Consider the following 25677-nt stretch of genomic DNA (forward strand, 5'->3'; position numbering starts at 1 on the left):
CAGGGTTGCCACGGAACGCCTGTGGCATATGCCAGGTGCACCACCGTATCGGGTAATGCCAAATCCCTTACGGACGGTCGCAGCCTGTGCAAGAGTCGTTACCGGCCCCTTCCGTCAGACCTGACCCCGGCGCCGCCTGATCACGGAGTACGTCATGCCGTCCCCTCTCTTCGCGGATCACCCAGCCGACCGGTCTCCCGAGCGCGACACCGTCGAGGCACTCATCACGCAGGCCCGCCGCCTGCGCGGTGGCCTGGACGCGGTGCGCCGGGAGTCCGCGGCGGTGGACACCGGCCTCGCCACCGACCCCCAGCTGCGCTGGCAGCGGGCGCTGTGCGACCTCGCCGTCCACCACCTCGACGACCTCGGCGGTCATCTCGACCAGCTGAGAGAGGGGCTGCCGGCGGAGGACGACGAGGACGAGTCGCCGTACGCCGCACTGCCGGAGGCACCGCCCGAGCCCGCGCCGCATGAGCACGGCTCGCTGCTGCGCCGGGTGGGCAGCGCCGAGTGGAATCTCCTCACCGACGAGGCGAGCTGGTCCGACGAGCTCTTCGCGATGTTCGGCCGGAAGCCCTCGGACGGCCCGCTGACCCTCGACGAGCTGCCGTCCCTGGTGCTCGCCGAGGACCAGGAGGGGCTGGCCGCGATGGTCACGGACTGTTTGGTGGACGGCAAGCCGATCGACGGCGAGTTCCGGATCGTGCGCGCGGACGCGAGCCTGCGCACGGTCCATATGGTGGGCGAGCCGGTGCTCGACACGGACGGCAGTACGGCATGTATGTGGGCCGTGCTGCGCGACGTCAGCGAGCTGCGGCGCAGCCAGGCCGCGGTGCGCGACAGCGTGGACTCGCTCCAGCGCGAGCGGCATGTCGCACAGACCGAGCACCGCCTGGCGGTCGAGCTCCAGGAGTCCGTGCTGCCGCAGTGGCGCGATTCGCTGCGCTTCCCGCAGGGCGGCCCGGTCGCCCTCGACTTCGCCGGGCGCTACTTCCCGTCCGGCACCAGCGCGCTGATCGGCGGCGACTGGTACGACGCGCTGCAACTCCCGGACGGCAAAACGCTGTTGAGCGTCGGCGATCTCACGGGGCACGGCGTCACCGCCACGTCCGGGATGGCGATGGTGCTCGGCGCGCTGCGCGGGATGGCCGTCGCCGGGCAGCAGCCCGGACCGCTGATGGGCTTCCTCAACCAGCTTCTGGACACCACCGCCCAGCCGGCCCTGGGCAGCGCGGTGTGCTGCCGCTTCGACCCCGACACCCGCCGGCTGGAATGGGCCCAGGCCGGGCACCCCGCACCGCTGCTGTTCCGCGGCGGCACGGGGCGCGCGCTGGACCCGCCCGAGGGCGTGCTGCTCGGCGCGACCGCGGGCGCGACCTACACCCAGCGCACCGAACAGCTCGAGCCGGGCGATCTGCTCGTTCTGCACACCGACGGCCTGGTGCCCCGCCGCAGTCCCTCCGCCGACGCCCACGAGGGAGCCGAGCGGCTGCTCGCGCTGGCACCACGGTTCGCCGCGGCCCGTAGCGCGCAGGACAGCGTCCGTATCGTCGTCGAGGAGTTCGGCAGCACCGAGCGCGAGGACGACGCATGTGTGCTGATCGCCAGGATCGGCGACTGACACACGGCACGGACCCGGCGTCGGACGGCGGCGAGGCGGACGTCAGGGCAACGGCGTCACCGAAGGCGTCATGTGACCTATCTTCAGGTGGCGCCTCAGCACCCGACTTACTGCCGTGCCGAACCGTGCCTGACGAGGCGCCATATGGCGCTCCGTCATACCGGCGAGGTGCGCCATGTGCCCTTTCATACGGCGAAGTTGGGACCCAGGCTCGCTGATCCGAGCCCTGGGCCGAGCCCGGAACCGCCGCCCTTCGGCCTGGTCTTCGCCTTCGGCAGGACATGCTGGATCTCCTCGCGCAGGTCCTGGATCTTGGCGTAGTTGGTGTACTGGTTGGTGAGTCGGAACATCTCGCGCAGCCGGTCCCAGGTGCGATGGGAGGAGTTCTCCCCGATGGACACCAGCGCCAGCCGGGCGTAGCGGTCGGCCTGCTCCGGGTCGTCGCCGAGGAAGCAGGCCGAGGCCATCGAGATGTAGTCGAAGATCTGGGAGCGCTGGAAGCCCGAGTTCCGCAGCCGCAGCGCCTGCTTGGCGTGGTTCTGGGCGATCTTGGCGACGGAGGGGTCGTGATCGGCGAGCGTACGGAAGGCCAGCGCCTGCATGCCGTGCAGATCCGCCTCGTCGAACATCTGCATCCAACTGGGCGGCGGCACATCGCCCTTGTCCGAGACGAACAGCTCCTCCGCCTCGCCCAGGGTGCGGCGCATCGCCTGACCGTTGCCCTTGGCGGCCTGCGCCCAAGCCTCGATGGTGTGCAGCATGGCGCGGGTCCGTGGCAGGGTCTGCTCGCCGGAACCGGACTTGGCCAGCTTCATCAGGTCCAGGGCGTCGTCCGGGCGACCCAGATGGACCATCTGACGGGCCGCACGGGAGAGCGCCTCGCCGGCCCGGGGGCGGTCGCCGCCCTCGCGCGCGGCATGGGCGGCGATGACGAAGTACTTCTGGGCGGTGGGCTCCAGCCCCACGTCGTGGGACATCCAGCCGGCCAGCACGGCGAGGTTGGCCGCCACGCCCCACAGCCTGCGCTGGAGATGGTCGGGGTGGCGGTAGGCGAGCATGCCGCCGACCTCGTTGAGCTGTCCGACCACTGCCTTGCGCTGGAGTCCGCCACCGCGGTTCGCGTCCCAGGCGCGGAACACTTCGACCGAGCGCTCCAGCGCGTCGATCTCCTGGGACCCCACGGGGGCCGCCTCGTAGCGGTCGAGGCCGATCTGATCGAGTTGGTCGAGGGAGTCGGCGGCGAACGGATCGTCGTGGCGTGGGGCGTCGGCGGTCAGGGCGGGGTCGGTGTGGAGCCAGTCGTGCATGGCGCCGGTGAGTGCGGATCCCGCGGCGAGCGCCGCGCCCGCACCCACCAAGCCGCGTCGGTTGAGCATGAGGTCCATTCCCGTGAATTCCGTGAGGACCGCAGCGGTCCGTTCGGGAGCCCACGGCAGACCGTCCATGGCCTGCCGCTTCCCCGAGCGACCGGTTCTGGCGAACCCGAGGTCCTCGATGGTTACGACACGGCCGAGGCGCTCGGTGAACAAAGAAGCCAGGACCTTGGGCACCGGGTCGCGGGGCGTCTCCCCCATGTCGATCCAGCGCCGTACTCGCGAGGTGTCGGTCGCCAGCTGCGGATGCCCCATGGCCGCCGCTTGCCGGTTGACCAGTCTCGCCAGCTCTCCCTTGGACCAGCCGGCCAGGCCGAAAAGGTCCGCGAGACGGGTGTTCGGCTGCCTGTCCACGTCAAGCCCCCAGGTTCCTCGACTGAGTTGACAGTAACGGCCGGTGACGGGCGCTGCGACCATTCGCCAGGGTTCGCCAGGGTGCGCCAGATGGTCTGCCACCCATAGCCCCGTGTTCGGTAGGTGTGCAGCCCCCGGCCCGGTGGCGGGACCGCATTCCCCAGGGTGCGCGCCCTTCACAGGGACCCTGGATCGGCCTCCTTCTGCGGGCCCGTTCACCGGGTTCCCACCATCGGGCCGGGGGCGCACGCAACTCGTCGGCGCACGAAGGGATCTGTTTCACCCATGTATGCAGCATCGTCCGCCGTGACCGCCACCGCCCGGCCGTACCGCCCGCACCCCTCCGGCAGCGGGCCGTATCTCGACCCCTCCCCCTCCGCGGGGGGTGTCGTCGGCCTCTCCGGCGGACGTACCCGGCGGCCACAGGGGACGGGCAACCAACCGCTCAGCGGGAGACTCGATTTGTCCGGCCCTCAGGGCGCTCAGCTGCGCGCCGCCGTCGCTTCGGTGCACCGCATCTGTCCGGAGTTCAACCCGGTCCAGGTGCTGCGTCGCAGCGGCAAATCCGTCCTCCTGGTGGGCACGACGGGCCGGACGAGCGCGGTCGCGAAGTGTTTACTGGACCACTCCCCCGCGTGGTCCGAGCGGTTCCGGCAGGAAATAGCTGCTTACCGCGCATTCGTCCGGCATCGCCCGCCGGTACGAGTGCCGCGGCTGGTGGCGGCCGATCCCGACAACTGCACGCTGGTTGTCGAGCGCATGCCGGGCCGGGTCGCGGCCGCGGCGCGGCATCCGTCCGAGGCGCCTCCCCGCGCGGACGTACGGGCCGCGCTCGGCGCGATCTGCCGGATCAACCTCTGGCGACCGCCGGCCGGGCTGTTCGACGCTCCGCTGGACTACGCGGGCCGGATCGGCCGGTATCACGACCTGGGGCTGCTCACCGACCGGGACCTGGGGGATCTGCAGAAGCTGCTGCACGGTCTGGCGCACACCCAAGGGCAGTTCTGCCACGGCGACGCGCTGCTGAACAACGTGCTGCTGTCGCCCGCCGGGCCGGTGGTGCTGGACTGGGACAACGCGGGCTGGTACCTGCCGGGCTACGACCTGGCGACGCTGTGGTCGGTGCTCGGTGACGCCCCGGTGGCGCGCCGTCAGATCAGCCAGCTCGCGCAGTCCGCGGGGCCGGCGTCGCGGGACGCCTTCCTGGTGAATCTGATGCTGGTGCTGACCCGCGAGATCCGGCGCTATGAAACGGCGGTGCAGCGGACGATGCGCGAGCCCGCGCCCGCGGGCACACCGGGAACGGGACAGCCCGGGGTACCCGCGGCGGGCGAGGAGCAGCGGCTGCTCCTGCGCCGGCTGCACGACGACTGCCAGATGGCGCGGCGTGCGGTGCGGGCGGCGGTCGGCACGCGCTGACCGAGGAGGGCCCCGCGCCGTTCAGGCGAGGGGGAAAGTGAGCGGCGCGCCCGGGACGGGGCGCGCCGCTCACCCATGTGTGGGGCACCGGCCCATTGGTCCATTCCACTGACGCCCCGCAGGCCCGGCGCCCGGTCCGGGAAGGATCCCGGGGAGATGCCCTGACATGCGAAATCCGGATGGGGCGTGGCGATTGACGGAGCGTCGGCATACCCCTGGCTCTGGGCCGACCGGTGGCTTTAGTCTCGGGTCCCCGCTTCGTACGGCCGTTTGCGCATCAACCGTCACATCGCGTCGGCTCGGGCCGGCTTGAGGAGGCTGTTTTGCGAGGATCCGCCCCGGAAGACGACAAGAGAACCCCCCGTCCCGCCCTGCGCAGGTCCGCCACCGCCGTCGCCGCCGCGGTGCTGTTGCTGCCGCTGCTCTCGGCCACTCCGTCCGCGGGTGCCGGCAAACCCGGCCGGGACGCTCTGCAGCACGCCTTCACCGAAGCCGCCGCGCGCTATCACGTACCGCGCAGCGTGCTGCTCGGCGTCTCGTATCTGGAGTCCCGCTGGGACGGTCACGGCGGCGCGCCCAGCGTCTCCGGCGGCTACGGGCCGATGCATCTGACCGACGCCCGGACGGCCCTGGCGTCGGAGCCGGAGTTCAGCGAGCCGGCCGCGGACGCCCGCGGGGACGGCTCGCGCGCCCGTAAGGCCGTGCCCGGCCAGGGGGCGAAGCGGGCGGCGCTGCCCGCCGAACTCCCCGCCCGGCTGCGGACCTTGCGCACGGCCGCCGGGCTGACGGGACTGTCGCCCGAGAAGCTGCGCACGGACCCGGCGGCCAACGTACTCGGCGGCGCGGCGCTGCTCGCCGCGGAGCAGCGTCGACTGGGGGCGGCCGGCAGCGCCGACCCGGCCCAGTGGTACGCGGCGGTGGCGCGCTACGCGGGCGAGGACAACGCCGCGGCCGGCCGGGCGTTCGCCAACGATGTGTACGAGGTGATGCGGCGCGGCCAGGCCCGCACGACCGACGCCGGGCAGCGGGTCACGCTGGCCGCCGCGCCCGGCCTGCACGTCGACTCCGGGCAGGCGAACCGCGCCGGCCTGCAGTCGGACCGGGGCACGGAGCCCGAGCTGGAGTGCCCGTGGAGCGTGGCCTGCGAGTCGGTCCCGGCGCCGTACGAGGAGTTCGGCGACCACGACTACGGCAACCACGACCTGGCGGACCGCCCCCGGGACCAGCGCATCAGCACGATCGTCATCCATGACACCGAGGGGTCGTGGGAGACCACCCTGAAGCTGATCAAGGACCCGGCGTATGTGTCCTGGCACTACACGATCCGCTCCTCCGACGGGCTGATCGCGCAGCATGTGCCGACCAAGGACGTCGCCTGGCACGCCGGGAACTGGTACATCAACTCGCACTCCGTCGGCATCGAGCACGAGGGCTTCCTGGCGTCGCCGGACGCCTGGTACACGGAGGCGATGTACCGCACGTCGGCCCGGCTGGTGCGGTATCTGAGCCGGAAGTACGACGTGCCGCTCGACCGGCAGCACATCGTGGGCCACGACAATGTGCCCGGCACGACCCCGGCGACGATCAAGGGCATGCACACCGACCCGGGGCCGTACTGGGACTGGGACCACTACTTCACCCTGCTGGGTGCGCCGTTCACGCCCACTGCGGGCCCGCGCGGCGGGCTGGTGACCATCCGCCCCGACTACGGCCGGAACCGGCCGGAGTACACCGGTTGCACGAAGCCCGGCGAGCCGTGCCCGCCGCACGGTTCGACGGCGGTCCGGCTGTACACCGCGCCGGACGAGCACGCCCCGCTGGTCAAGGACATCGGGCTGCGCCCGGACGGCGGCGATTCGACCATCGATGTCAATGACACCGGTGCCCGGGCCTCCACCGGGCAGCGGTTCGCGGTGGCGGAGCGTTCCGGTGACTGGACGGCCATCTGGTACCTCGGGCAGAAGGCGTGGTTCCGCAACCCGGTGGACGCCCGGACGGCGTCGAATTCGAGGGGCCTGGTCGCCACGCCGAAGGACGGCCGGGCGGAGATCCCGGTGTACGGCCGGGCGTACCCGGAGAAGGAGGCCTACCCGGCCGGAGTGCCGTACCAGGAGGTCACCCCGCTGCCGTACAAGATCTTGGCCGGCCAGAAGTACGCGGTCGGCGACCGGATGCGCGGCGACTACTTCTACGCGCCGACGTTCGATGTCTCGCAGCACGCGGTCGTGCGCGGCGACGACGTGTACTACGAGATCCAGCTGGGGCACCGGGTCGGCTATGTGCGGGCGGAGGATGTGGACATCCGACGCTCGGACGCGTAGCGGGCGCCTCGGCAGCGCGGTCCACCGTCGCGTACGGCCGTATGGGCCGGAGCGGCCGCGGGGGCCGCGTTGACCGGGCCGGCGGTTCGGCGCCGGTCGTGTGACAGCAAGCGTGGCGCCCGGCGGACGGTCCTGCCGTCCGCCGGGCGCCACGATGTCCGCTCCGGCCTCAGCCCTGCTGGAAGAGCTCCGCGGGCAGCGGCTTGAGCAGCGCGTAGAGATCGTCGGTGATCGGGCGGTCCCAGCTGGCGATGGTGACCAGCACGCCGTCGCTGCGGTCGAACTGGGCGCAGGAGATCCGGCTCTCGGAGCACTTGATGCGCTTGACGATGAGCAGGTTGTCCTCGTGCATCACGGGGGTGTCCTCGCTCTCGACGACCGTCACCGGCTCGTCGTTGCCGAGCGCCGCGAGCAGCTGGGCCACCTCGAAGGGCACCTCGTCGTCCGCGAGGTCGCGGGCCGGGGAGCCCTCCGGCAGATTGCCGATGATCATCGCGGGGCCGCGGCCGCCGAACAGGTCGTAGCGCAGAAAGACACCCTGGCAGGTGCCGTCGGGCGCGGGCAGCAGCCCGGCACCGAGGTTGCCCGGCCAGTCCCCGGGGTCCATCGCGAGGACGTCGAAGTCAGGACCAGCGGGCGTGGCTGCGCTACGGCGGCGGAGGAAGGACATGCCGCCATCGTACGTGTCCGGGCCGCGCTCGCCGCGCGGACATCGGGGCAAGTGGCGGCGGGTGCGCGCGGGCCGCGGCGGGGGCGGTTTTCCGCGCTCGCCCGCTCGCTCACGGCCTCCGCTCACGCCCGCTCGGCCAGCGCGGTGAGCAGCCGGACCGCCTCGTCGGCCGCGCCGTACGGCACAAAGAGGTGATCATGGAAGTACCCGGCGACGACGTTGCAGCTGAGCCCCGCGGCGGCCAGCTCGGCGGCGACGGCGGCGGTCAGCCCGACGGCATCCAGTGCGGAGTGCACCCGCAGGGTGAGGCGGGCGGCCACGTAGTCGTAGGCCAGGCCCGCCCGGTCCGCGTCCTCCTGCCGGACGACGAGCGTGGTGCCCTCCTCCTCCGCGACCGTGACCACCGGTTTCAGGCCCTCGGGGACCGCGCCCGGCACGGTGGTGAAGACATAGCGCCCCTCGTGCAGCTGGGGCCGCATGCTCCTCAGCAGCACCTGGAGATCGCGCTCGCCCGTCATGCGGCGCCCCGCCCTTCCGCGCGCCCTTCCCGGCGCCGTTCATGGTGGCGGGCCACCCGGGCGCGGTTGCCGCAGGAGGGGGTGCACCACTCCTGGCGGGCGTGGTCCTTGACGAAATAGCGGACGCAGCGAGGGGCGGGGCAGGCTCGCAGGAGCGGGCGGTCGGGGCCGTCGAGGAAGGCGATGACGGCGCGGGCGAGCGCGGCGGTGAGCCGGTCGGCGGCGGGCGGCTCACCGGCCGGACGGTGGTCCGTCTCCGGCGGTGCACCCGGCGGCCAGGCGAGCCGCGGCACGGTCGGGACCAGGGCCGCGGCGGCGTTCAGCCGGCGGATCGCCTCGCCCTCGGGGAGCAGCCGGTGGGCGTCCGCGCGGCTGGGCGGCCCCGGCCGGACGGCGCGGGCGAACAGGGCCCGGGTGGCGGCGCGCACCTCCCGTACGGCGGCGAGCAGGGACTGGTCCGCGCAGGCGTCCGGGGCGCCGTCCAGGACGGTGGCCCGCTCCCGCAGCCAGGCCGTGAGTCCGGCCGTATCGGCGAGGTCGTCGGCGACGCCGCCGTGTCCGTCGTGACGGATGGTGACGGCGAGGTCGAGGGCGAGCCGTGTTGCGGTCATGCGACTAATGGTAGCTTCACTGGCAGACATTAATCATGGAGGGGGACAATGACCGATCTACGTCAACTCCTGCGCGATCTCCCGGTGTTCGCGGGCGAGCTGCCGGCCTTCGACCCCGCCGGGACCCCCGACGAACCGGTGGCGCTGTTCGCCAACTGGCTCCTTGACGCCGTACGGGCGCAGGTCCCGGAGCCCCATGCGATGACCGTCTCGACGGCCGACGCCGACGGCAATCCGTCCGCCCGGACGCTGATCCTCAAGGACATCGACGCGGACGGCTGGCGGTTCGCCGCGCACGCCGACAGCGTCAAGGGGCGGGAGCTGGCGGGCCGCCCGTATGCCGCGCTGACGTTCTACTGGCAGCCCCTCGCCCGCCAGATCCGGGTCCGGGGACCGGTGGTGCGCGAGAGCGCCGAGCGGGCGGCCCAGGACTTCCTGGCACGGGGCGCGGGCGCACGCGCCGAGGCGCTGCTCGGCCGGCAGAGCCAACCGCTGGCCGACCTGTCCGAACGGGACGCCGCGGTCGCGGAGTCGGCGGCCCGTCTGGCCCGCGAGCCCGGCCTGGTCGCGCCGGGGTGGCAGCTGTTCACCGTGCGCGCCGAGTCCGTGGAGTTCTGGCAGGGCGACCGGGACCGCAAGCACACCCGCCTCGCCTACCGGCGCAAGGGCGAGGCCGACGTCTGGACGAAGGAACTGCTGTGGCCGTGACGGGCGGGCCGCGCGGCGGAACCGTCCGACCGTGACGGGGGCCCGTCTCAACTACTGGAAGGCGGGCCTGCGTTCGGTCCCGCCCGAGGTCTGGCGGCACGAGGACTGCGAGGTCCTGATCCTCGCCGACAACCACCTCACCGAACTCCCGCCCGCCCTCGGCCGCCTCCGTTCGCTGCACACCCTCGACCTGGGCCACAACGCACTGACCGAAGTGCCGGAGGGGATCGGCGAGTTGGCGGCCGGGCTGACCCGGTACCTGTATCTGCACGACAATCGGCTGGCCCGGCTGCCGGACGGGCTGTGCGCGCTGGACCGGCTCGGCTATCTCAACGTCGGGGACAATCCGCTGGGCCGGTTGCCGGAGGAGATCGGCCGGATGGCCGGTCTGGTCGAACTGCGCGCACAGCACGTCCAGTTGACGACATTGCCGGCGTCGGTGGGAGAACTCGGCCGGCTACGGGAGGTGTGGCTGGGCGGCAATGCGCTGACCGGGCTGCCCGAGACCGTCGCGGCGTTGCGCGCCCTGCGGCTGCTGGAGCTCCGCGACAACGCCCTGCCCCGCGTCCCCGATGCGCTGCGTACGCTGCCGCTGCTGCGCCGCATCGACCTGCGGGGGAACCGGATCGGGGCATTGCCGCCGTGGATCACCGAGCTGCCGTCGCTGGAAAAGCTGGATGTGCGGTGGAACGCGGTGGCGGACACCGCGGAACCGGTCGTGGCACTGCGGGAAAAGGGGTGCGTGGTTCTCACCTGACGGGGTGGCGTGGTTCCGTCGTGGCGGGGAATCGGGGGTTCTGCCCGCGCGCGGTCGGGCGGGCGGTGGCCTTGGCTAACCTGCACGGGTGACCACCGACCTGACCCTGCTGCCGCGTGTCGCCTACCGCGGACGGGAGGTCACCGCGCCCCGGCTCCGCGGTCTCCTCGCGCTGCTCGCGGGCGAGCTGCGCACGGGCTGCAGCACCGAGCGGCTCGTGGCGGGGCTGTGGCCGGACGCGTTGCCGGAGCGGCCGGGAAAGGCGGTGCAGGTCCTGGTGTCCAGGGCGCGGGCGCGGCTGGGCGCCGACGTCATCGCCAGCACGCCGACCGGATACCGGCTCACCCTCGCCGAGGATCAGGTCGACAGCTCCGCCCTGCTGCTGCACGCCGCCGCGAGCGCGGAGCGGGCCAGGGCCGGCGACCACGCGGGATCGCTGGCCGCGGCCGAGGCCGGGCTGGCGCTGTGGGAGGGCACACCCGACGAGGGCGGCACCGCCCACGACTCCGTCGCCGCGTTGCGCACCGAGCGCGCCTCCGTCCGCGGCACGCTCGTCCGCGCGCAGGCGCTCGCGCTCGCCCGGCTGGGGCGGCACGCGGAGGCGGCCGGGCCGCTGGCCGCGGCCGCCGCGGGGCATCCGCGCGACGAGGAGGTGCTCGCCGAGGTGCTGCGCGGCGAGGCGGCGACGGCGGGCCCGTCCGCGGCGCTGACGCGGTACGAGGCCTACCGCCGTGCGCTGCGCGACGAGCTCGGCACAGATCCGGGCGCCGGGCTCAAGGCCGTACAGCAGGAACTGTTGCGCGGCGGGCCGCCGGTGGTCCGGCACGGCGTGCCGCACGAGCCGAACCAGCTGCTGGGACGGGACGAGGACATCGCGGCGGTGGAGCGGCTGTTGCGCGCCTCCCGCGCTGTCACCGTCGTCGGCCCCGGCGGCCTCGGCAAGACCCGGCTCGCGCACGCCGTCAGCCGCCATTGGGGTCTCCCCTGCCCGAGCGAAGCCGAGAGCTTGGGGAACGAGCAGCGCGTGGTGCACTTCGTGCCGCTGGTCGGCGTCACCGCGGACGAGGACGTGGCCGCGGAGGTGGCCTCCGCGCTCGGCGCGGGAGAGGGGCGGCACGGCGCCGTGAGCGGCCACACCCCGGTCGACCCGGTGTCCGGGATCCGCGGCGTGCTCGGCTCCGGACCCGCACTGCTGGTCCTGGACAACTGCGAGCAGGTCGTCCGGGGCGCCGCCGATCTCGTACGGGCCCTGGTCGCGTCCTCGAAGGACCTGCGGGTGCTCGCCACCGGCCGGGCCCCGCTGGGCCTCACCTCGGAGGCGTTGTACGCGCTGCCGGAGCTCGGCCTCGACACGTCGGTCGAGCTGTTCGCGCAGCGGGCCCGGGCCGCCCGGCCCGGCGTGGAGCTGCCGGCGGAGGCGGTGGCCGGGCTGTGCCGCCAGCTCGACGGGCTGCCGCTCGCCGTGGAGCTGGCCGCGGCGCGGGTGCGGGTGCTGTCCGTGCCGGAGATCGCCCGCCGCCTCGGCGACCGGTTCGCGCTGCTGCGTGGCGGGGCGCGGGACACCCCGGAGCGCCACCGCACGCTGCACGCGGTCGTGGAGTGGAGCTGGAACCTGCTCGCGGAGGACGGCAGGGCGGCGCTGCGCACGCTGTGCGTCTTCCCCGGCGGCTTCTCCGGCGAGGCGGCGGAGCGGGTGCTGGGCGAGGATGCGCTGTTGCTGCTGGAGCAGTTGGCCGGTCAGTCGCTGCTCACCGTCGCCGACACCCCGGTCGGCGTGCGGTTCCGGATGCTGGAGACCGTACGGGAGTTCAGCGCGGCCCGGCGCGCGGAGGCGGGCGAGGAAGAGGAGGTCATCGGCCGGTTCCTCGGCTGGGCGCGGGACTTCGGGGTCGCGTACCACGAGGTGCTCCTCGGCCCGGAGCCCCTGGCCGCCTCGGAGCGGATCAAGGCCGAGCAGGACAATCTCGTGGTGGCCCTGCGGCACGCCCTGGCCCGTACGGACGGCCCCACCACCGCCGCCGTCACCGCCGTCCTCGCCGCTCTGTGGTCCACCGACTCCCACTACCCCCGCCTCGCCGCCCTCGCCGCCGAAACCGGACCGCCGCTGTCGCACTACTACCCCGAGCCCGAGTACGTCGAAGTCGCCCGCGCCGCCGCGGTGTTGTGCACGACGAGCCTGTTCACGGGCTACGGCCCGCACGTCGTACGCCAGCTCGTCATCCTCCGGCGGCTGCCCCCGGCCCCGCCGGACACGCTGCTGCGCGCCACCGCGGTGGTGCTGAGCGCGGTGCCCGAGATGCTGCCTCCGGACTACGACGAGCTGCAGAAGCTCTGCGACAGCGAGCGGCCGCTGGTCGCCGGCATCGCCGAGTGCGTCGCCACCTACATCTGGGAGTACGAGCACGACATCGACCGCGCGCTCGCCTCGGCTCGCCGTTCGGTCGCCGCACTGGCGCCGATCGACAACCCGTCCCTGCAGGTCCTGAGCCACTCCCGGCTGAGCGAGCTGTGCCTCAAGACGGGGCAGGGCGAGGCCGCGTACGGGTACCTGAAGGCCGCGCTGGAGGTGCTGCAGCGGCTCGGCGACGCGCACGACTACATCGGCATCCGCTCGGGGCTCGCCCTTGCCTGCCTGCAGCGCGGCGACCCCGACGAGGCCGAGTACTGGCTGCGGCAGGCGGCGGACGACGACGCCCCGCGGCAGGATGCTTTCTACAGCCCCGACCTCGGTGTGCGCGCCGAGATCGCGCTCTCCCGCGGGCGGACGGAGGTCGGGCTCGGCGTGTGGCGCAGTGCCGTGGAGCGGCTGTCGGAGGCCGCCCACTCGGTGCACGGCGGCGATCCCTGGCTCGACCCGTGGGCGCTGGAGATCCAGTCGGCCGCGGTGACGGCGCATGCGCACGCCGGCCGTCCCGACCTCGTCGCGGAGCCGGCCGATCGGCTGCGGCGGCGGCTGTGGACCCTGCTCTCCGGGCCGTCCCGCACGCCCATGGAGCTCCCTGTCGTCGGGACGGTGCTGCATGCGCTCGGCATGGCGGGGCTCGCGTCCGGGGACGCCGGTGCCGTACGGATGCTCGCGCTGGCCGGACGGCTGCGGGTGCTGCGGGAGTTCCAGCCGACGATGTCGGCGGCCCGCGCCCGGCAGGCGGCCGAGGACGCCGACAGCGCGGCGTACGCCGACGCGGTGTCGGGGTACGCCGCCCTGGGGCGGGACGAGCTTTGGGAGGCGGCCCGAGCGCTTATTTCGGGTCGCGGTGGAACAGCGACTTCGACCAGGAGTAGCCGAGCACGGTCAGGCCCAGGCACCAGACGATCGTGATCCACCAGTTGTCGCCGATCTCGCTGCCGAGCAGCAGGCCGCGCAGGGTCTCGATGGCGGGTGTGAACGGCTGGTACTCGGCGATCGGCCGGAACCAGCCCGGCATCGCGTCGACCGGGACGAAGGCGCTCGAGATGAGCGGCAGGATCACCAGCGGCAGCGCGTTGTTGCTGGCCGCCTCGGCGTTGGGGCTGGCCATTCCCAACCCGACCGCGATCCAGGTGAACGCCGTGGCGACCAGCGTGAGCAGCCCGAACGCCGCCAGCCATTCGAGGGCCGTGGCGTCGGTGGACCGGAAGCCGATGGCCACGGCGACGGCGCCGACGAGGACCACGCTGATGACCGCCTGCAGCACGCTGCCGACGACGTGCCCGATGAGCACGGAGCCGCGGTGGATCGCCATCGTACGGAAGCGGGCGATGATGCCCTCGGTCATGTCCATGGAGACGGACACCGCGGTCCCCGCCGGGGTGGCGCCGATGGTCATCAGCAGGATGCCCGGGACGAGATAGGCGAGGTACGCGGAGCGATCGGCGCCGCCGCCACCGATGCCCGCGCTCATCACGTCACCGAAGACATAGACGAAGAGCAGCAGCAGGACGATCGGCATCAGCAGGATGTTCAGGGTGAGCGACGGGTAGCGGCGGGCGTGCAGGAGGTTGCGGCGCAGCATCGTGGACGAGTCGCGTACGGCGAGGGAGAGGGAGCTCAACGGACGGCCTCCTTGGGCTGGTCGGTGACACGGGGGCCGCCGGCGCCGCCGGTCAGCGCGAAGAACACGTCGTCGAGGTCGGGGGTGTGCACGCTCAGCTCGTCCGCCTCGATACCGGCCGAGTCCAGCCGGTCGAGGAGGGCGCGCAGCTCGCGCTGGCTGCCGTCGCTGGGGATCTGCAGCGACAGCGCCTCGTCGTCGCTGACGGCCTCGGGCAGGGCGAAGACGGCGGACCGGTACGCGGCCGGGTCGGCGAACCGCAGGCGCACGTGCCCGCCCGGGATGAGCCGCTTCAGCTCGTCGGCGCTTCCCTCGGCGGCGATCCTGCCGTCGCTCAGCACGGCGATGCGGTCGGCGAGTTCGTCGGCCTCCTCCAGGTACTGGGTGGTGAGGAAGACGGTGACGCCGCCGGAGACCAGCTCGCGGATGATCCCCCACATGGTGTGGCGGCTGCGCGGGTCGAGGCCGGTGGTCGGTTCGTCGAGGAAGATGATCCGCGGGGCGCCCACCAGCGTCATGGCGATGTCGAGGCGGCGCTTCATGCCGCCTGAGTAGCCGGCGGCGGGCCTCTTCGCGGCCTCCACCAGGTCGAAGCGCTCCAGCAGTTCGGCGGCGGTGCGGCGGCCCTCGCGGCGGGAGAGGTGGTGCAGATCCGCCATGAGGAGCATGTTCTCCTCGCCGGTGATCAGGCCGTCGACCGCGGAGAACTGCCCGGTGACGCCGATCGCGGCCCGCACGGCCTGCGGGTCGGCGGCCAGGTCGTGGCCGGCGACGTGCAGGTCGCCGCCGTCGGCGCCGATGAGGGTGGAGAGGATCTTGACGGCGGTGGTCTTGCCGGCGCCGTTCGGGCCGAGCAGGGAGAAGACGGTGCCGGCCGGCACCGCCAGGTCGATGCCGTCGAGGACCGTCCTGTCCCCGTAGGCCTTGCGCAGCCCCTTGGCCGCGATGGCGAGTGGGGGCGATGTCGTTGTCGTCATGCCGCAGAGGGTGCGGCAGGGCGCATTCAGCGCGGTTTCACGAGGGTTTCAGCGCCCTGGAACCGGAGTTGACGAGGGCGTCGAAGGACACCGTCCGCGTCGTGGTGGCGCGCCCCCGGCGGCGGGGGCCGCCGGGGGCTTGAGGCGTGCTGCCCGGACAGCCCTCAGGTGAGGTCGAACTCCCCCTCCCGCGCCCCCAGCACGAACGCCCGCCACTCGGCAGGGGTGAAGATCAGCGCCGGGATCTCCGGACTGCGGCCGTTGCGCATCGCGATATAGCCCTCGACGAAGGCGATCTGGACGTCACCCACGCCCTGGCTGCTCGACTGCCATTCGACGTCGGTCAGGTCGAGTGCGGGCGCGCTCTCGCCCGTCAGCCGCTGCTCGGTGATGCTTTCGGCCACGTTGCCGCTCCTCCCGGTTGGTCGTCCGGCGTCAGCGTAGTGACCGGGCCCGGGGACGGACAGGGTGCGACCGGCCCCGGGGGCGATCTAGCCGGGCGGGGGTTCGGCGCCGACCAGCCACATGGAGAAGAACTGGGCGCCGCCTCCGTACGCGTGCCCCAACGCCCGCCGTGCTCCGTCGACTTGATGTTCGCCGGCCCGGCCGCGTACCTGGAGCGCGGCCTCGGCGAAGCGGATCATTCCGGAGGCGCCGATGGGGTTGGTGGACAGCACGCCGCCGGAGGGGTTGACCGGGAGGTCGCCGTCCAGTTCGGTGACGCCGGACTCGGTGAGCTTCCAGCCCTCGCCCTCGTCGGCGAAGCCGAGGTTCTCCAGCCACATCGGCTCGTACCAGGAGAACGGCACGTACATCTCGACGGCGTCGATCTCGCGGCGGGGGTCGGTGATACCGGCCTGCCGGTAGACATCGGCGGCGCAGTCCTTGCCTGCCTGCGGGGAGACGAAGTCCTTGCCGGCGAAGAGGGTGGGTTCGCTGCGCATCGCGCCGCCGTGCACCCAGGCGGGAGGGTGGGGTGCGCGCGCGGCGCCGGTGCGGTCGGTGAGGATCATGGCGCAGGCGCCGTCGGAGGAGGGGCAGGTCTCGGAGTAGCGGATCGGGTCCCAGAGCATGGGGGACGCCTGGACCTTTTCGAGGGTGAGGCCGGTCTCGTGGAGGTGGGCGTAGGGGTTCTTCAGGGCGTTGCGGCGGTCCTTGTAGGCGACGAGGGAGCCGATGGCGTCCGGGGCGCCCGTGCGGCGCATGTAGGCGCGGACGTGCGGGGCGAAGAAGCCGCCCGCGCCGGCCAGCAGCGGCTGCTGGAAGGGGATGGGCAGCGACAGGCCCCACATGGCGTTGGACTCGGACTGCTTCTCGAAGGCGAGGGTCAGGACCGTGCGGTGGACCCGGGCGGCGACGAGGTTGGCGGCGACCAGGGCGGTGGAGCCGCCGACGGAGCCCGCGGTGTGCACGCGCAGCATCCGCTTGCCGACGGCGCCGAGGGCATCGGCGAGGTAGAGCTCCGGCATCATCACGCCCTCGAAGAAGTCGGGGGCCTTGCCGATGACGACGGCGTCGATATCGGCCCAGGTCAACTGGGCGTCCTCCAGCGCCCGTTGGGCCGCCTCGCGGACGAGCCCCGCGATCGAGACGTCACGCCGGGCGGCGACGTGTTTGGTCTGGCCGATGCCGACGACGGCCACCGGCTCTTTCGCCGTCGCGGCCTTGCTCGGGACGCTCATGGCGTTCATGAGGCTCCTCACTCCCCTTCCAGGACGGCGACCAGGTTCTGCTGCAGGCACGGCCCCGAGGTGGCGTGCGCGAGGGCGCGGTCGGACTCCCCGCGCTGGATACCGGCAGCGGCCTCGCCGAGGCGGATGAGGCCGGCTGCCATGACGGGGTTGGCGGCCAGGGCGCCCCCGGACGGATTGATCCGGACGGTGGAGCCGGGCGCGTCGAGTGCGAGGGCGCGGCGCAGGACCACCTCCTGGGACGTGAAGGGGGCGTGCAGCTCGGCCGTGTCGACCGGCCGGGCGAAGGCTCCGGCGCGTTCGGCGGCGAGGCGGGTGGACGGGGAGTCGGTGAGGTCGCGGACGCCCAGGCTGTGGGCCTCGATGCGGTGATCGAGACCGCGGATCCAGGCGGGGCGGTCGCACAGGCGCCGGGCCGTGTCGCCCGCGGCGAGGATGACGGCGGCCGCGCCGTCGCTTACGGGCGGGCAGTCGCCGGTGCGCAGCGGGGCGACGACGGGGGCGCCGGAGGGCAGGGCGCCGCGCAGCTGGGCGTGCGGGTTGGACTCGGCGGCGGTGCGGCTGCGGGCCGCGATACCGGCCAGTCGGCGCTCGTCGGTCAGGCCCGCGTCGATCAGGGCCTGGGCCTGGAGGGCGGCCAGCGCGATGGAGTCGGGCCACAGCGGCGCCACGTAGTAGGGGTCGAGCTGGCGGGTGAGGACCTCGCGGACGTCGCCGGGCGAGGACTTGCCGTAGGCGTAGACCAGCGCGGTCTCGGCCTCGCCGGTGAGGAGCTTGACCCAGGCCTCGTACAGCGCCCAGGCGCCGTCCATCTCGACATGGGATTCGGAGATCGGCGGCCAGGCGCCGACGCCGTCCAGCGCCATGGTGAAGGAGAAGGCGCGGCCCGCGAGGTAGTCGCTGGAGCCGGAGCAGGTGAAGTCGATGTCGCTGGCCTTGAGGCCGGTCCGGGCCAGGACGTCGTGGAGCACCGGCATCAGCATTTCGACCTCGGAGGCCGCCGCGCTGTCGCGGACGTGAGCGCTCTGCCCGAAGGCGACGATGGCGACCTCGCGCACCGGGCCGCGCACCGGGCCGCCCACCGGATCCCGCACTGGCTCGGGCATCAGATCAGCTCCTTGTAGCTGTCGTAGTCGGCGTCGGGTTCGCCGGTGGGGCGGTAGTGGTCGGGGAACCGGCCGCCCTCGGTCCACACCGGCTCGACGCGCAGGCCCATGCGGACCTGGTCGTACGGGATGCCGCCGATCCGGGCGTGCAGGGCCAGGTCGGCGCCGTCGAGGGCGATATGGGCGTAGACGTAGGGGACTTCGATGTCGAGGTTCTTGGCTTTGATGTTGACGATGCAGAAGGTGGTGACGGTGCCGCGGGGGCCGACCTCGACCTGGGTGTCGGTGGCGACGCCGCAGGTGGGGCAGGCGCCGCGGGGCGGGACGTACACCTTGCGGCAGGAGGGGCAGCGTTCCCCGATGGTCCTGCGGCCCCCGAGCGCCTGGATGTAGCGGGACTGGGCGGCGCCGGGCGAGTAGGTGTAGTCGAGGCGGGCGGGGGCGGTGATGCCGGTGACGGCGTCGGCGAACTCGCCGCTGTGCGGCGTCGGTCCGGTGGTGCGCTCGTCTGCGCCGGACGGTTCGAAGCAGGCGATGTCGGTGATCGCGCCGGTGCGTTCGGCGGCCCAGCGGACAGTGACCCGCATGCCGGTGCGTACGGCGTCGGGGCCGGGTGCGTCCAGGGCGTGCAGCAGCGCGGTGTCGGCGCCGTCGAGCCGGACCAGGACCCAGGCGAAGGGAGTCTGCAGGGGCTGGCCGCGGCGCGGGGCCGGGTTCCAGGCCCAGGTGGTGACGGTGCCGCCGGGGCCGACCTCGACCAGATCGCGGATCTCCTCGGCGGTCACCGGGTCGTATTCGGTGGGCGGGACGACGACCCGGCCGTCGCTCGCCGTGACACCGAGGACGGTGCGTTCGCGCAGCCCGGTGAGGAAGGCGCTCTGTACGGGGCCGAGCGAGCGGGTGAAGGGGAATTCGACGACGAGGGGCGCCTTGAGGACTTCTGGCATGCGGGGCTCCGTAGGTGTCAGGCGCGCCGGTAGACGGGCGGGCGCTTCTCGGCGAAGGCCCGGGAGCCCTCCTTGGCGTCGGCGGTGTCGAAAATCGGCCAGCCGCGGGCGAGTTCGGCCTTGAGCCCGTCGGTCTCGGTCATCTCGGCGGCCTCGTAGACGGATGCCTTGACGGCCTCGACGGCGAGCGGCCCGCACGCGTTGATCTGTCCGGCGATCTCCAGCGCCTTCTCCAGCGCGGTGCCGTCGGGGACGACATGGCCGATCAGGCCGATGCGTTCGGCCTCGGCTGCCGGGTACGGGCGGCCGGTGAGCAGCATTTCGAGGGCGTGGGTACGGGGGATCTGCCGGGGCAGGCGGACGGTGGAGCCGCCGATGGGGAACAGTCCGCGCTTGACCTCGAAGAGTCCGAAGGTGGCGCTCTCGCCGGCGACGCGGATGTCGGTGCCCTGGAGGATCTCCGTGCCGCCGGCGACGCAGTGGCCCTCGACGGCGGCGATCACCGGTTTGCGCGGGCGGTGATGCCGCAGCATCGCCTTCCAGTGCAGGTCGGGGTCGGCGCGCAGGCGGTCGCGGTACTGCCGGCCCGCCATGCCCTTTCCGGCCAGGGCCTTGAGATCCATCCCGGCGCAGAAGGTGCCGCCGGCGCCGGTGAGGACGACGGAGCGGATGTCGTCGTCCTCGTCGGCCGCGACCCAGCCGTCGTACAGGCCCACCAGCATCGGCAGCGAGAGGGCGTTCTTCGCCTCGGGCCGGTTGAGGGTGAGCACCAGTGTCGCGCCGACGCGCGCCACCGTCAGATGCTCCGTGCCGCCCGTCCCTGTCCCGTCTGCGCCGCCTGTCCCGTCCGCGCCGCCCGAGTCGCTCATACCGTCCGCTGCGTTCGCGCTGCCCATTTCGTCCGTACCGCCCATTCCGTCCTCCCGTCTCGCGACGTAGAACAGGTTGCAGTAGCCGCACGGTGACTTCAAGGCTTTTCTGACACTCAGTCAGATTTCTTGGCCGTGCCCCTTCCCTGCTCCCCTCCCCGGCGCTCTAATGACCGCCGAGGTCCGGTCCGGCGGACCGGACCGAGTCGATGCCCGCCCGGTCTGGAGGAGACGTGGAGTACAACCTTGCCGACCTCTTCGAGTCGATCGTCGACACGGTGCCCGACCGCGAGGCGCTGGTGTACGTCGACCACCCGGGAACCGGCGCCGAACGCCGCCTCACCTACGCGGAACTGGACCGGGCCGCCAACCGCCTCGCCCACCACCTGAGCGACCACGGCATCGGCCCCGGCCAGCACGTCGGACTGCATCTGTACAACGGCATCGAATATCTCCAGGCCGTCTACGCCTGCCTGAAGATCCGCGCCGTACCGGTCAACGTCAACTACCGCTATGTGGAAGAGGAGTTGGTCTACCTCTACCGTGATGCGGACCTGGTGGGCCTGGTCTTCGAGGCGGAGTTCACCGAGCGCGTGGCCGCCGCCCTCCCCCAGGCGCCCGAGCTGCGGCACCTGGTACGGGTCGGCACCCCGCCCGCCGATGCCCCGGAGCCGTCGATCGCACCCATCGCCCTGGCGGACGCCGAGGCCTCGGGATCACCCGCCCGCGGCTTCGGCCCGCGCTCCGCCGACGACCAGATCGTCATCTACACCGGCGGCACCACCGGGATGCCCAAGGGCGTGATGTGGCGCCACGAAGACATCTTCTTCTCCGGAATGGGCGGCGGCGCACCGACCGGCGAGCCGGTGAAGCGGCCGCAGGAACTGGCCGAGCGCGTCGCGGCCGGCGGCGAGGGCATCGTCTTCTTCCCCACGCCCCCGCTGATGCACGGCACCTCCACCCTCACCGCGTTCATCGCCTTCCACTTCGGCCAGAAGGTCGTCATTCACCGCAAGTACGTGCCGGAGGAGGTGCTGCGCACCGTCGCACGCGAGAAGGTCACCAGCGTGTCGCTGGTCGGCGATGCGATGCTGCGCCCGCTCGTGGATGCGCTCGACGGGCCGATGCGGGGCACCGACTGCTCGTCCCTCTTCAGCGTCAGCAGCTCCGGTGCGATCCTCTCCGAGACCGTGCGGTCGCAGTTCAGCGCCCTGGTCCCGAACGCCATGCTGCTCAACAACTTCGGCTCCTCGGAGTCCGGTTTCAACGGCACCGCGACGGAGGACTCGGGGCCGGAGTCGGGATTCCGGCTGCGGGTCAACTCCCGTACCGCCGTGGTGGATCCGGCCAGCCATGAGCCGGTCGGGGTGGGCGAGCCGGGCCGTCTCGCGCTGCGCGGACACGTACCGCTGGGCTACTACAACGACCCGAAGAAGACCGCCGAGACGTTCTTCGAGGCGGGCGGGGACCGGTGGGTGCTGCTCGGGGACATGGCGACCGTCGATCCCGAGGGCATCGTCACCGTCCTCGGGCGGGGGTCGCAGTGCATCAACTCCGGCGGCGAGAAGATCTATCCGGAGGAGGTCGAGCAGGCGCTCAAGGCCCATCCCGATGTGTACGACGCACTGGTGGCGGGCGTGCCGGACGAGCGATGGGGCAACCGGGTCGCGGCGGTCGTCCAACTCCGTGCCGGTGCGGCTCCGTTGGACCTTGCCGGCATCCAGGCCCACTGCCGTACCCGGCTGGCCGGGTACAAGATCCCGCGGGCCGTCGTCTTCACCGACCGCATCCAGCGCTCGCCCAGCGGGAAGGCGGACTACCGCTGGGCGAAGGCCGTGGTGGCGGGCGGGCCGACCGGGTGAGGGGGCGGGCCGGGCGCCGATCGTAACGGCGGCCCGGCCACCGGCCGTACGGCGAGCCGGCCCCCGCCGAGGTCAGCCGGGGTCGCAGACCGAGCGCAGCGAGCGGGCCAGCGCCCCGGTGTGCAGTGCGTCCAGATGCCGCTCGTACCGCACCTGGGCGGCGGCCAGCGCCTCCAGCGGACCGCAGTACGGCGCGGAGCGGGCGTGCGAGGAGGCGGCGAGGGCCCGCACCAGCTCCCCGTTGACGCGATTGATCTCCGCCCGCACCTTGTTCAGGTCCGGCCGCTCGGTGGGCGCCTGTGCGGGGTCCGCGTCCCATTGGCGGTACAGCCCGCGCTGGACGACCTTGTTCGCCTCGATCTGGTCCCGGAAGATCCGCACCGTCGCCTCGGGATCGGCGCCCAGCTGCCGCGCCTGGGCCGCCACCGACTCCAGTACCACCTGCTCACGGGCCGGATCGTCGATCGGGCTCCCGGTGCCCCACTTCGCCGCGGCCACCAGGTCGCCGGTGGCCAGCCGCTCGGCGGACAGCGCGGCGAGGGGGCGGAGCCGGCCGTAGGGGGAGGCGGTGGGCACGAAGGCCGTGGGTCCGGCGGCGGGCGCGGAGACCGCGTCCGGGTGCGCGGGTGCGGCCACGGCACCGCCGGCACCGGCGAACAGGAGGGTCGCGGTGGCACCGGCGATCAGCGCGCGGCGCATCGGGCTGGTCGGCTGCACATGCGGCCTTTCTCGCAACGGAATGCACTGCGGGGGGTGGAGAGTTGGCTGGTCATGTCACCGTACTGCACCCGGTATGCGGCCGCCCGGCGGACCGGTGGCCGCGGCCCGGCGGGCGCGGACGAGGCTCCGCTGCACGGCCGCTCCCGCCGCGGCGGTCGACACCGCGACGAGCAGCAGAAAAATGCCGCCGCCCAGGGCGATATGGGCTTCGGTCAGGTCGCCGGCCAACGACCGGACGAGCTGCGGCCGCACCACGCCCCCGGATCCCGGACCACCGCCAGGAGTTCACCGGGCCGGTCGGCGCCGTCGCAGACGACGTCGTCCGACGCCCGGTCGGCGCCGTCCTCGCGGACGCCGCAGAGGGAGGCGGTGATCTTCCCGGGCACCCGGGTGACCTCGGTGACGACCCCGCGATGGGTCACGACCGCGCTCCCAGGAAGCCGGTCACCGCGGCGAGGAATTCCCCGGGGCGCTCCTCGTGGACGAGATGGCCGCCGCCCTCGACGGTCACCAGACGGGCATCGGGGATCCGGTCGGCCCTCTCGGCGAGGAGGTGCTGCGGGACATGGCCGGCGGAGCCGCCGGCGATGACGAGGGTGGGCGCGCCGATCTTCTCCAGGGCGTCCCACCAGAGGGGGTCGGGGGTGTTGCGCTCCGCCACCACCGCGGTCTCGGCGCGCCAGTCGAACGGCAGCGGCCCCTCCGGCCGCTCGGGCACCTCCTGCGGGGGATCGGCCGGCAGCGGCGGCGGGGCTTCCTCCAGGACAAGCCTGTCCACCAGCTCCGGGCGGTCCGCGGCCATCAGCAGCGCGGCCACGGCGCCGAGCGAGTGCCCGATGAGGACGACCCGCTCCAGGCCTAGGGCGCTCACAAAACCGATCGCGTCGTCCCGCCGGCGCGCAAAGCCGTACTCCCCGGGCCAGTCGCTGTGCCCGTGGCCCCGCTGGTCGAGGGCGAAGACACGGTGCGTGCCGGCGAGCCGGCCGACCACGCCACGCCAGTCCTCGCCGCCCTCCCCGAGGCGGTGCAGCAGCACGGCCGGGGGCGCGTCGGGCTCACCCCACATCCGGTATGCCAGCCGGACCTCACCGACCTGCACGTTCTGGACGTCACTCATGCGAGGGACGCGACCCGCGAGCTGTCTGCGGCACGCCCCTTGACGTGTTCGCCGCGCGCTGATTACTTGGATCCGCATTCAGCTACCGAATGATCGGTAGGGAGACGAGGCGGTGACACTCCATGCCGGAAACGGCTCCGGAATCCGTTACGGACATGTCTGCGGGCGCTCCGGGCGGCGGCGCGCGCGAGACGTTCGACGACGCGGAACGGCTCTCCACGGACGCTTTGCACGCGCTGCAACTGACCCGGCTCCGCGCCTCGTTGCGGCATGCGTACGACCACGTCCCGTTCTACCGGGAGTCGTTCGACCGCGCCGGAGTGCACCCCGACGACTGCCGCTCGCTCGCCGATCTCGCCCGCTTCCCGTTCACCGTCAAGGACGATCTGCGCACCCAGTACCCCTTCGGCATGTTCGCCGTCCCGAAGGAGGAGGTGCGCCGCATCCACGCCTCCAGCGGCACCACCGGCCGCCCGACGGTCGTCGGCTACACCGAGCGCGACCTCTCCCACTGGGCGGATGTCGTCGCCCGCTCGATCCACGCGGCCGGCGGGCGCCCCGGTCACACCGTCCATATCGCCTACGGATACGGCCTGTTCACCGGCGGCCTCGGCGCGCACTACGGCGCGGAGCGGCTCGGCTGTACGGTCGTGCCGGCTTCCGGCGGGATGACCAGTCGCCAGGTGCAGATCATCCAGGACTTCCGCCCCGAGATCATCATGGTGACACCGTCGTACATGCTCACCCTCCTGGACGAGTTCGAGCGGCAGGGCATCGACCCCCGTACCACCTCCCTCAAGGTGGGCATCTTCGGCGCCGAGCCCTGGACGCAGGAGATGCGCCGGGAGATCGAGGAACGGTTCGCGATCGACGCCGTGGACATCTACGGCCTGTCGGAGGTCATGGGTCCGGGCGTCGCCCAGGAATGCCTGGAGACCAAGGACGGGCTGCACATCTGGGAGGACCACTTCTATCCGGAGGTGGTCGATCCGTTCACCGGCGAGGTGCTGCCGGACGGCGAGCACGGCGAGCTCGTCTTCACCTCGCTCACCAAGGAAGCCATGCCGGTCATCCGCTACCGCACCCGCGATCTGACCCGGCTGCTGCCCGGCACCGCCCGGGCCGCCTTCCGCCGGATGGAGAAGATCACCGGGCGCAGCGACGACATGATCATTCTGCGCGGCGTCAATCTCTTCCCCGCGCAGATCGAGGAGATCGTGCTGCGCACGCCGGGCGTCGCCCCGCACTTCCAGCTGAGGCTGACCCGCGAGGGCCGGATGGACCATCTGACCGTACGCGCGGAGGCCCGGCCGGATGCGACTCCCGAGGACCGCGCTGCGGCCGTCGGGCGGATCGTGCGGAGCGTCAAGGACGGCATCGGGGTCTCGGTCGCGGTCGAGATCGTCGACCCCGAGACGCTCGAGCGCTCGGTCGGCAAGATCAAGCGCATCGTGGACGCGCGGCCGCGGGGCGAGTCCTAGGTCGGGTCCGGCGGGTCGGGCGACAGGGCCCGCCGGACGGCCCGGGCGCTTCCCCGCCGCATGCCCACCCGTGTGGTGGCAGGGGGCACGTGACAAGGGATCGGCGCGGTCGTTGATCGAGGCATGACTGCAATGAGGAAGATCGTCACAGGTATCGGGGCGACGGCCGCCGCTGTCGGTATCGTCCTCGCCGCTGGGCCGCCTGCAACGGCCGACGGCAAGTGGTGCAACCACTCCGTCTGCATCGAGACCTACGACCACGGGACCTACCTCGGCAGGGTGGAGGTGTCGGTCACCAACACCAACCAGCCCCACAGGATTTCCGCGCGGGTGTGGACCACCAACGGGTGGTCCGCCCCTACGAAGTCCGAGGACGTCGCCACGTTCCGGACCTACCGCGACCAGGCCTACCCACAGCGCCACTTCCCGGCGGGCACCAGGCTGTGCGCGGAAGGCTTCCGCGACGGCGCGAGCGTCGGCCTGCCGTGCGTGACCCTCACCGGGTGACCTCCACCGCCTTTCCC

At 72.7% G+C, this 25677-nt stretch carries 24 protein-coding genes; 9 read left to right on the forward strand and 15 right to left on the reverse strand.

All coding sequences use genetic code 11. From position 1 onward, the window contains the following. Nucleotides 1–154 precede the first annotated feature (154 nt). Nucleotides 155–1621, forward strand: coding sequence for a PP2C family protein-serine/threonine phosphatase (locus tag ACIGWZ_RS17630; RefSeq protein ID WP_400065509.1), 1467 nt, complete (start codon nt 155–157; stop codon nt 1619–1621). A 185-nt stretch (nt 1622–1806) separates the two neighbouring features. Here the strand turns inward: ACIGWZ_RS17630 and ACIGWZ_RS17635 are convergent, their stop codons facing one another. Then, nucleotides 1807–3348 (reverse strand): hypothetical protein, encoded by a 1542-nt coding sequence (locus ACIGWZ_RS17635; RefSeq protein ID WP_400065511.1) that lies wholly within the window; start codon nt 3346–3348, stop codon nt 1807–1809. 285 nt (nt 3349–3633) lie between these two features. On the opposite strand from ACIGWZ_RS17635, the gene ACIGWZ_RS17640 reads away from it, so the two are divergent. Then, a complete protein-coding gene (locus ACIGWZ_RS17640) occupies nt 3634–4767 on the forward strand; it encodes an aminoglycoside phosphotransferase family protein (protein ID WP_400065513.1) in 1134 nt (377 codons plus the stop codon). Nucleotides 4768–5090: 323 nt separating this feature from the next. Beyond that, nucleotides 5091–7088, forward strand: a complete 1998-nt coding sequence (locus ACIGWZ_RS17645; RefSeq protein ID WP_400065515.1) for an N-acetylmuramoyl-L-alanine amidase — start codon at nt 5091–5093, stop codon at nt 7086–7088. A 169-nt stretch (nt 7089–7257) separates the two neighbouring features. On the opposite strand, the gene ACIGWZ_RS17650 is transcribed toward ACIGWZ_RS17645, so the two are convergent. The 3 genes from ACIGWZ_RS17650 to ACIGWZ_RS17660 form a co-directional block, all read right to left on the reverse strand. Continuing rightward, complete coding sequence (locus ACIGWZ_RS17650; RefSeq protein ID WP_400065517.1) at nt 7258–7758, reverse strand: hypothetical protein; 501 nt, start codon at nt 7756–7758, stop codon at nt 7258–7260. 122 nt (nt 7759–7880) lie between these two features. After that, nucleotides 7881–8276 carry an ACT domain-containing protein gene (locus ACIGWZ_RS17655; RefSeq protein ID WP_400065519.1) on the reverse strand — a complete coding sequence of 132 codons (396 nt, stop codon included), beginning with the start codon at nt 8274–8276 and terminating at the stop codon, nt 7881–7883. Next, on the reverse strand, nt 8273–8887 hold the full coding sequence (locus tag ACIGWZ_RS17660; RefSeq protein ID WP_400065521.1) for a CGNR zinc finger domain-containing protein: 615 nt from the start codon (nt 8885–8887) through the stop codon (nt 8273–8275). The genes ACIGWZ_RS17655 and ACIGWZ_RS17660 overlap by 4 nt, the downstream gene beginning before the upstream one ends. A 48-nt stretch (nt 8888–8935) precedes the next feature. Between ACIGWZ_RS17660 and ACIGWZ_RS17665 the strand changes: the two genes are divergently transcribed. The 3 genes from ACIGWZ_RS17665 (at nt 8936) to ACIGWZ_RS17675 (ending at nt 13671) form a co-directional block, all read left to right on the forward strand. Then, a complete protein-coding gene (locus tag ACIGWZ_RS17665; RefSeq protein WP_400065522.1) occupies nt 8936–9595 on the forward strand; it encodes a pyridoxal 5'-phosphate synthase in 660 nt (219 codons plus the stop codon). A 31-nt stretch (nt 9596–9626) separates the two neighbouring features. Next, nucleotides 9627–10352, forward strand: coding sequence for a leucine-rich repeat domain-containing protein (locus tag ACIGWZ_RS17670; protein WP_400065524.1), 726 nt, complete (start codon nt 9627–9629; stop codon nt 10350–10352). Nucleotides 10353–10440: 88 nt separating this feature from the next. Next, the gene (locus ACIGWZ_RS17675; protein WP_400065526.1) at nt 10441–13671 is read left to right on the forward strand and encodes an ATP-binding protein; all 3231 of its coding nucleotides are present in this window, start codon (nt 10441–10443) and stop codon (nt 13669–13671) included. Here ACIGWZ_RS17675 and ACIGWZ_RS17680 read toward each other — a convergent pair. From ACIGWZ_RS17680 to ACIGWZ_RS17710, 7 genes are all read right to left on the reverse strand, one after another. After that, a complete protein-coding gene (locus tag ACIGWZ_RS17680) occupies nt 13592–14383 on the reverse strand; it encodes an ABC transporter permease (protein WP_400065528.1) in 792 nt (263 codons plus the stop codon). The genes ACIGWZ_RS17675 and ACIGWZ_RS17680 overlap by 80 nt on opposite strands. Then, entirely contained in the window at nt 14380–15360 is a 981-nt protein-coding gene (locus ACIGWZ_RS17685; RefSeq protein ID WP_400065530.1) for an ATP-binding cassette domain-containing protein, read from the reverse strand. The genes ACIGWZ_RS17680 and ACIGWZ_RS17685 overlap by 4 nt, the downstream gene beginning before the upstream one ends. 164 nt (nt 15361–15524) lie before the next feature. Next, nucleotides 15525–15764 (reverse strand): DUF397 domain-containing protein, encoded by a 240-nt coding sequence (locus tag ACIGWZ_RS17690; RefSeq protein WP_400065532.1) that lies wholly within the window; start codon nt 15762–15764, stop codon nt 15525–15527. Nucleotides 15765–15851: 87 nt separating this feature from the next. Then, complete coding sequence (locus ACIGWZ_RS17695; RefSeq protein WP_400066442.1) at nt 15852–17042, reverse strand: thiolase domain-containing protein; 1191 nt, start codon at nt 17040–17042, stop codon at nt 15852–15854. Nucleotides 17043–17059: 17 nt separating this feature from the next. Then, the gene (locus ACIGWZ_RS17700; protein ID WP_400065534.1) at nt 17060–18157 is read right to left on the reverse strand and encodes a thiolase domain-containing protein; all 1098 of its coding nucleotides are present in this window, start codon (nt 18155–18157) and stop codon (nt 17060–17062) included. Further along, the gene (locus ACIGWZ_RS17705) at nt 18157–19104 is read right to left on the reverse strand and encodes a Zn-ribbon domain-containing OB-fold protein (protein ID WP_400065536.1); all 948 of its coding nucleotides are present in this window, start codon (nt 19102–19104) and stop codon (nt 18157–18159) included. Before ACIGWZ_RS17705 ends, ACIGWZ_RS17700 begins: the two co-directional genes overlap by 1 nt. Before the next feature lie 17 nt (nt 19105–19121). Next, complete coding sequence (locus ACIGWZ_RS17710) at nt 19122–20075, reverse strand: crotonase/enoyl-CoA hydratase family protein (RefSeq protein WP_400065538.1); 954 nt, start codon at nt 20073–20075, stop codon at nt 19122–19124. A 131-nt stretch (nt 20076–20206) separates the two neighbouring features. Between ACIGWZ_RS17710 and ACIGWZ_RS17715 the strand changes: the two genes are divergently transcribed. Further along, nucleotides 20207–21835, forward strand: coding sequence for an acyl-CoA synthetase (locus ACIGWZ_RS17715; RefSeq protein WP_400065540.1), 1629 nt, complete (start codon nt 20207–20209; stop codon nt 21833–21835). 72 nt (nt 21836–21907) lie between these two features. Here ACIGWZ_RS17715 and ACIGWZ_RS17720 read toward each other — a convergent pair whose 3' ends face one another. The 4 genes from ACIGWZ_RS17720 to ACIGWZ_RS17735 all read right to left on the reverse strand — a co-directional run bounded on the left by ACIGWZ_RS17720 (nt 21908) and on the right by ACIGWZ_RS17735 (nt 23672). Further along, nucleotides 21908–22534: a chorismate mutase gene (locus ACIGWZ_RS17720; protein WP_400066444.1), complete on the reverse strand. Its 627-nt coding sequence runs from the start codon at nt 22532–22534 to the stop codon at nt 21908–21910. A 75-nt stretch (nt 22535–22609) separates the two neighbouring features. Continuing rightward, nucleotides 22610–22783 (reverse strand): hypothetical protein, encoded by a 174-nt coding sequence (locus ACIGWZ_RS17725; protein WP_400065542.1) that lies wholly within the window; start codon nt 22781–22783, stop codon nt 22610–22612. Continuing rightward, on the reverse strand, nt 22768–22977 hold the full coding sequence (locus tag ACIGWZ_RS17730) for a hypothetical protein (protein WP_400065544.1): 210 nt from the start codon (nt 22975–22977) through the stop codon (nt 22768–22770). The genes ACIGWZ_RS17725 and ACIGWZ_RS17730 overlap by 16 nt, the downstream gene beginning before the upstream one ends. Then, nucleotides 22974–23672 (reverse strand): alpha/beta fold hydrolase, encoded by a 699-nt coding sequence (locus ACIGWZ_RS17735; protein ID WP_400065546.1) that lies wholly within the window; start codon nt 23670–23672, stop codon nt 22974–22976. Before ACIGWZ_RS17735 ends, ACIGWZ_RS17730 begins: the two co-directional genes overlap by 4 nt. A 155-nt stretch (nt 23673–23827) precedes the next feature. Here ACIGWZ_RS17735 and paaK point away from each other — a divergent pair, with 155 nt between their 5' ends. Both paaK and ACIGWZ_RS17745 read left to right on the forward strand, forming a co-directional pair. Beyond that, on the forward strand, nt 23828–25153 hold the full coding sequence (gene paaK, locus ACIGWZ_RS17740) for a phenylacetate--CoA ligase PaaK (protein WP_400065547.1): 1326 nt from the start codon (nt 23828–23830) through the stop codon (nt 25151–25153). 123 nt (nt 25154–25276) lie between these two features. Continuing rightward, nucleotides 25277–25660 (forward strand): hypothetical protein, encoded by a 384-nt coding sequence (locus tag ACIGWZ_RS17745; protein ID WP_400065549.1) that lies wholly within the window; start codon nt 25277–25279, stop codon nt 25658–25660. Nucleotides 25661–25677: the final 17 nt, after the last annotated feature.

The organism is Streptomyces sp. NPDC053427 (assembly GCF_044544985.1).
Lineage (GTDB): Bacteria > Actinomycetota > Actinomycetes > Streptomycetales > Streptomycetaceae > Streptomyces.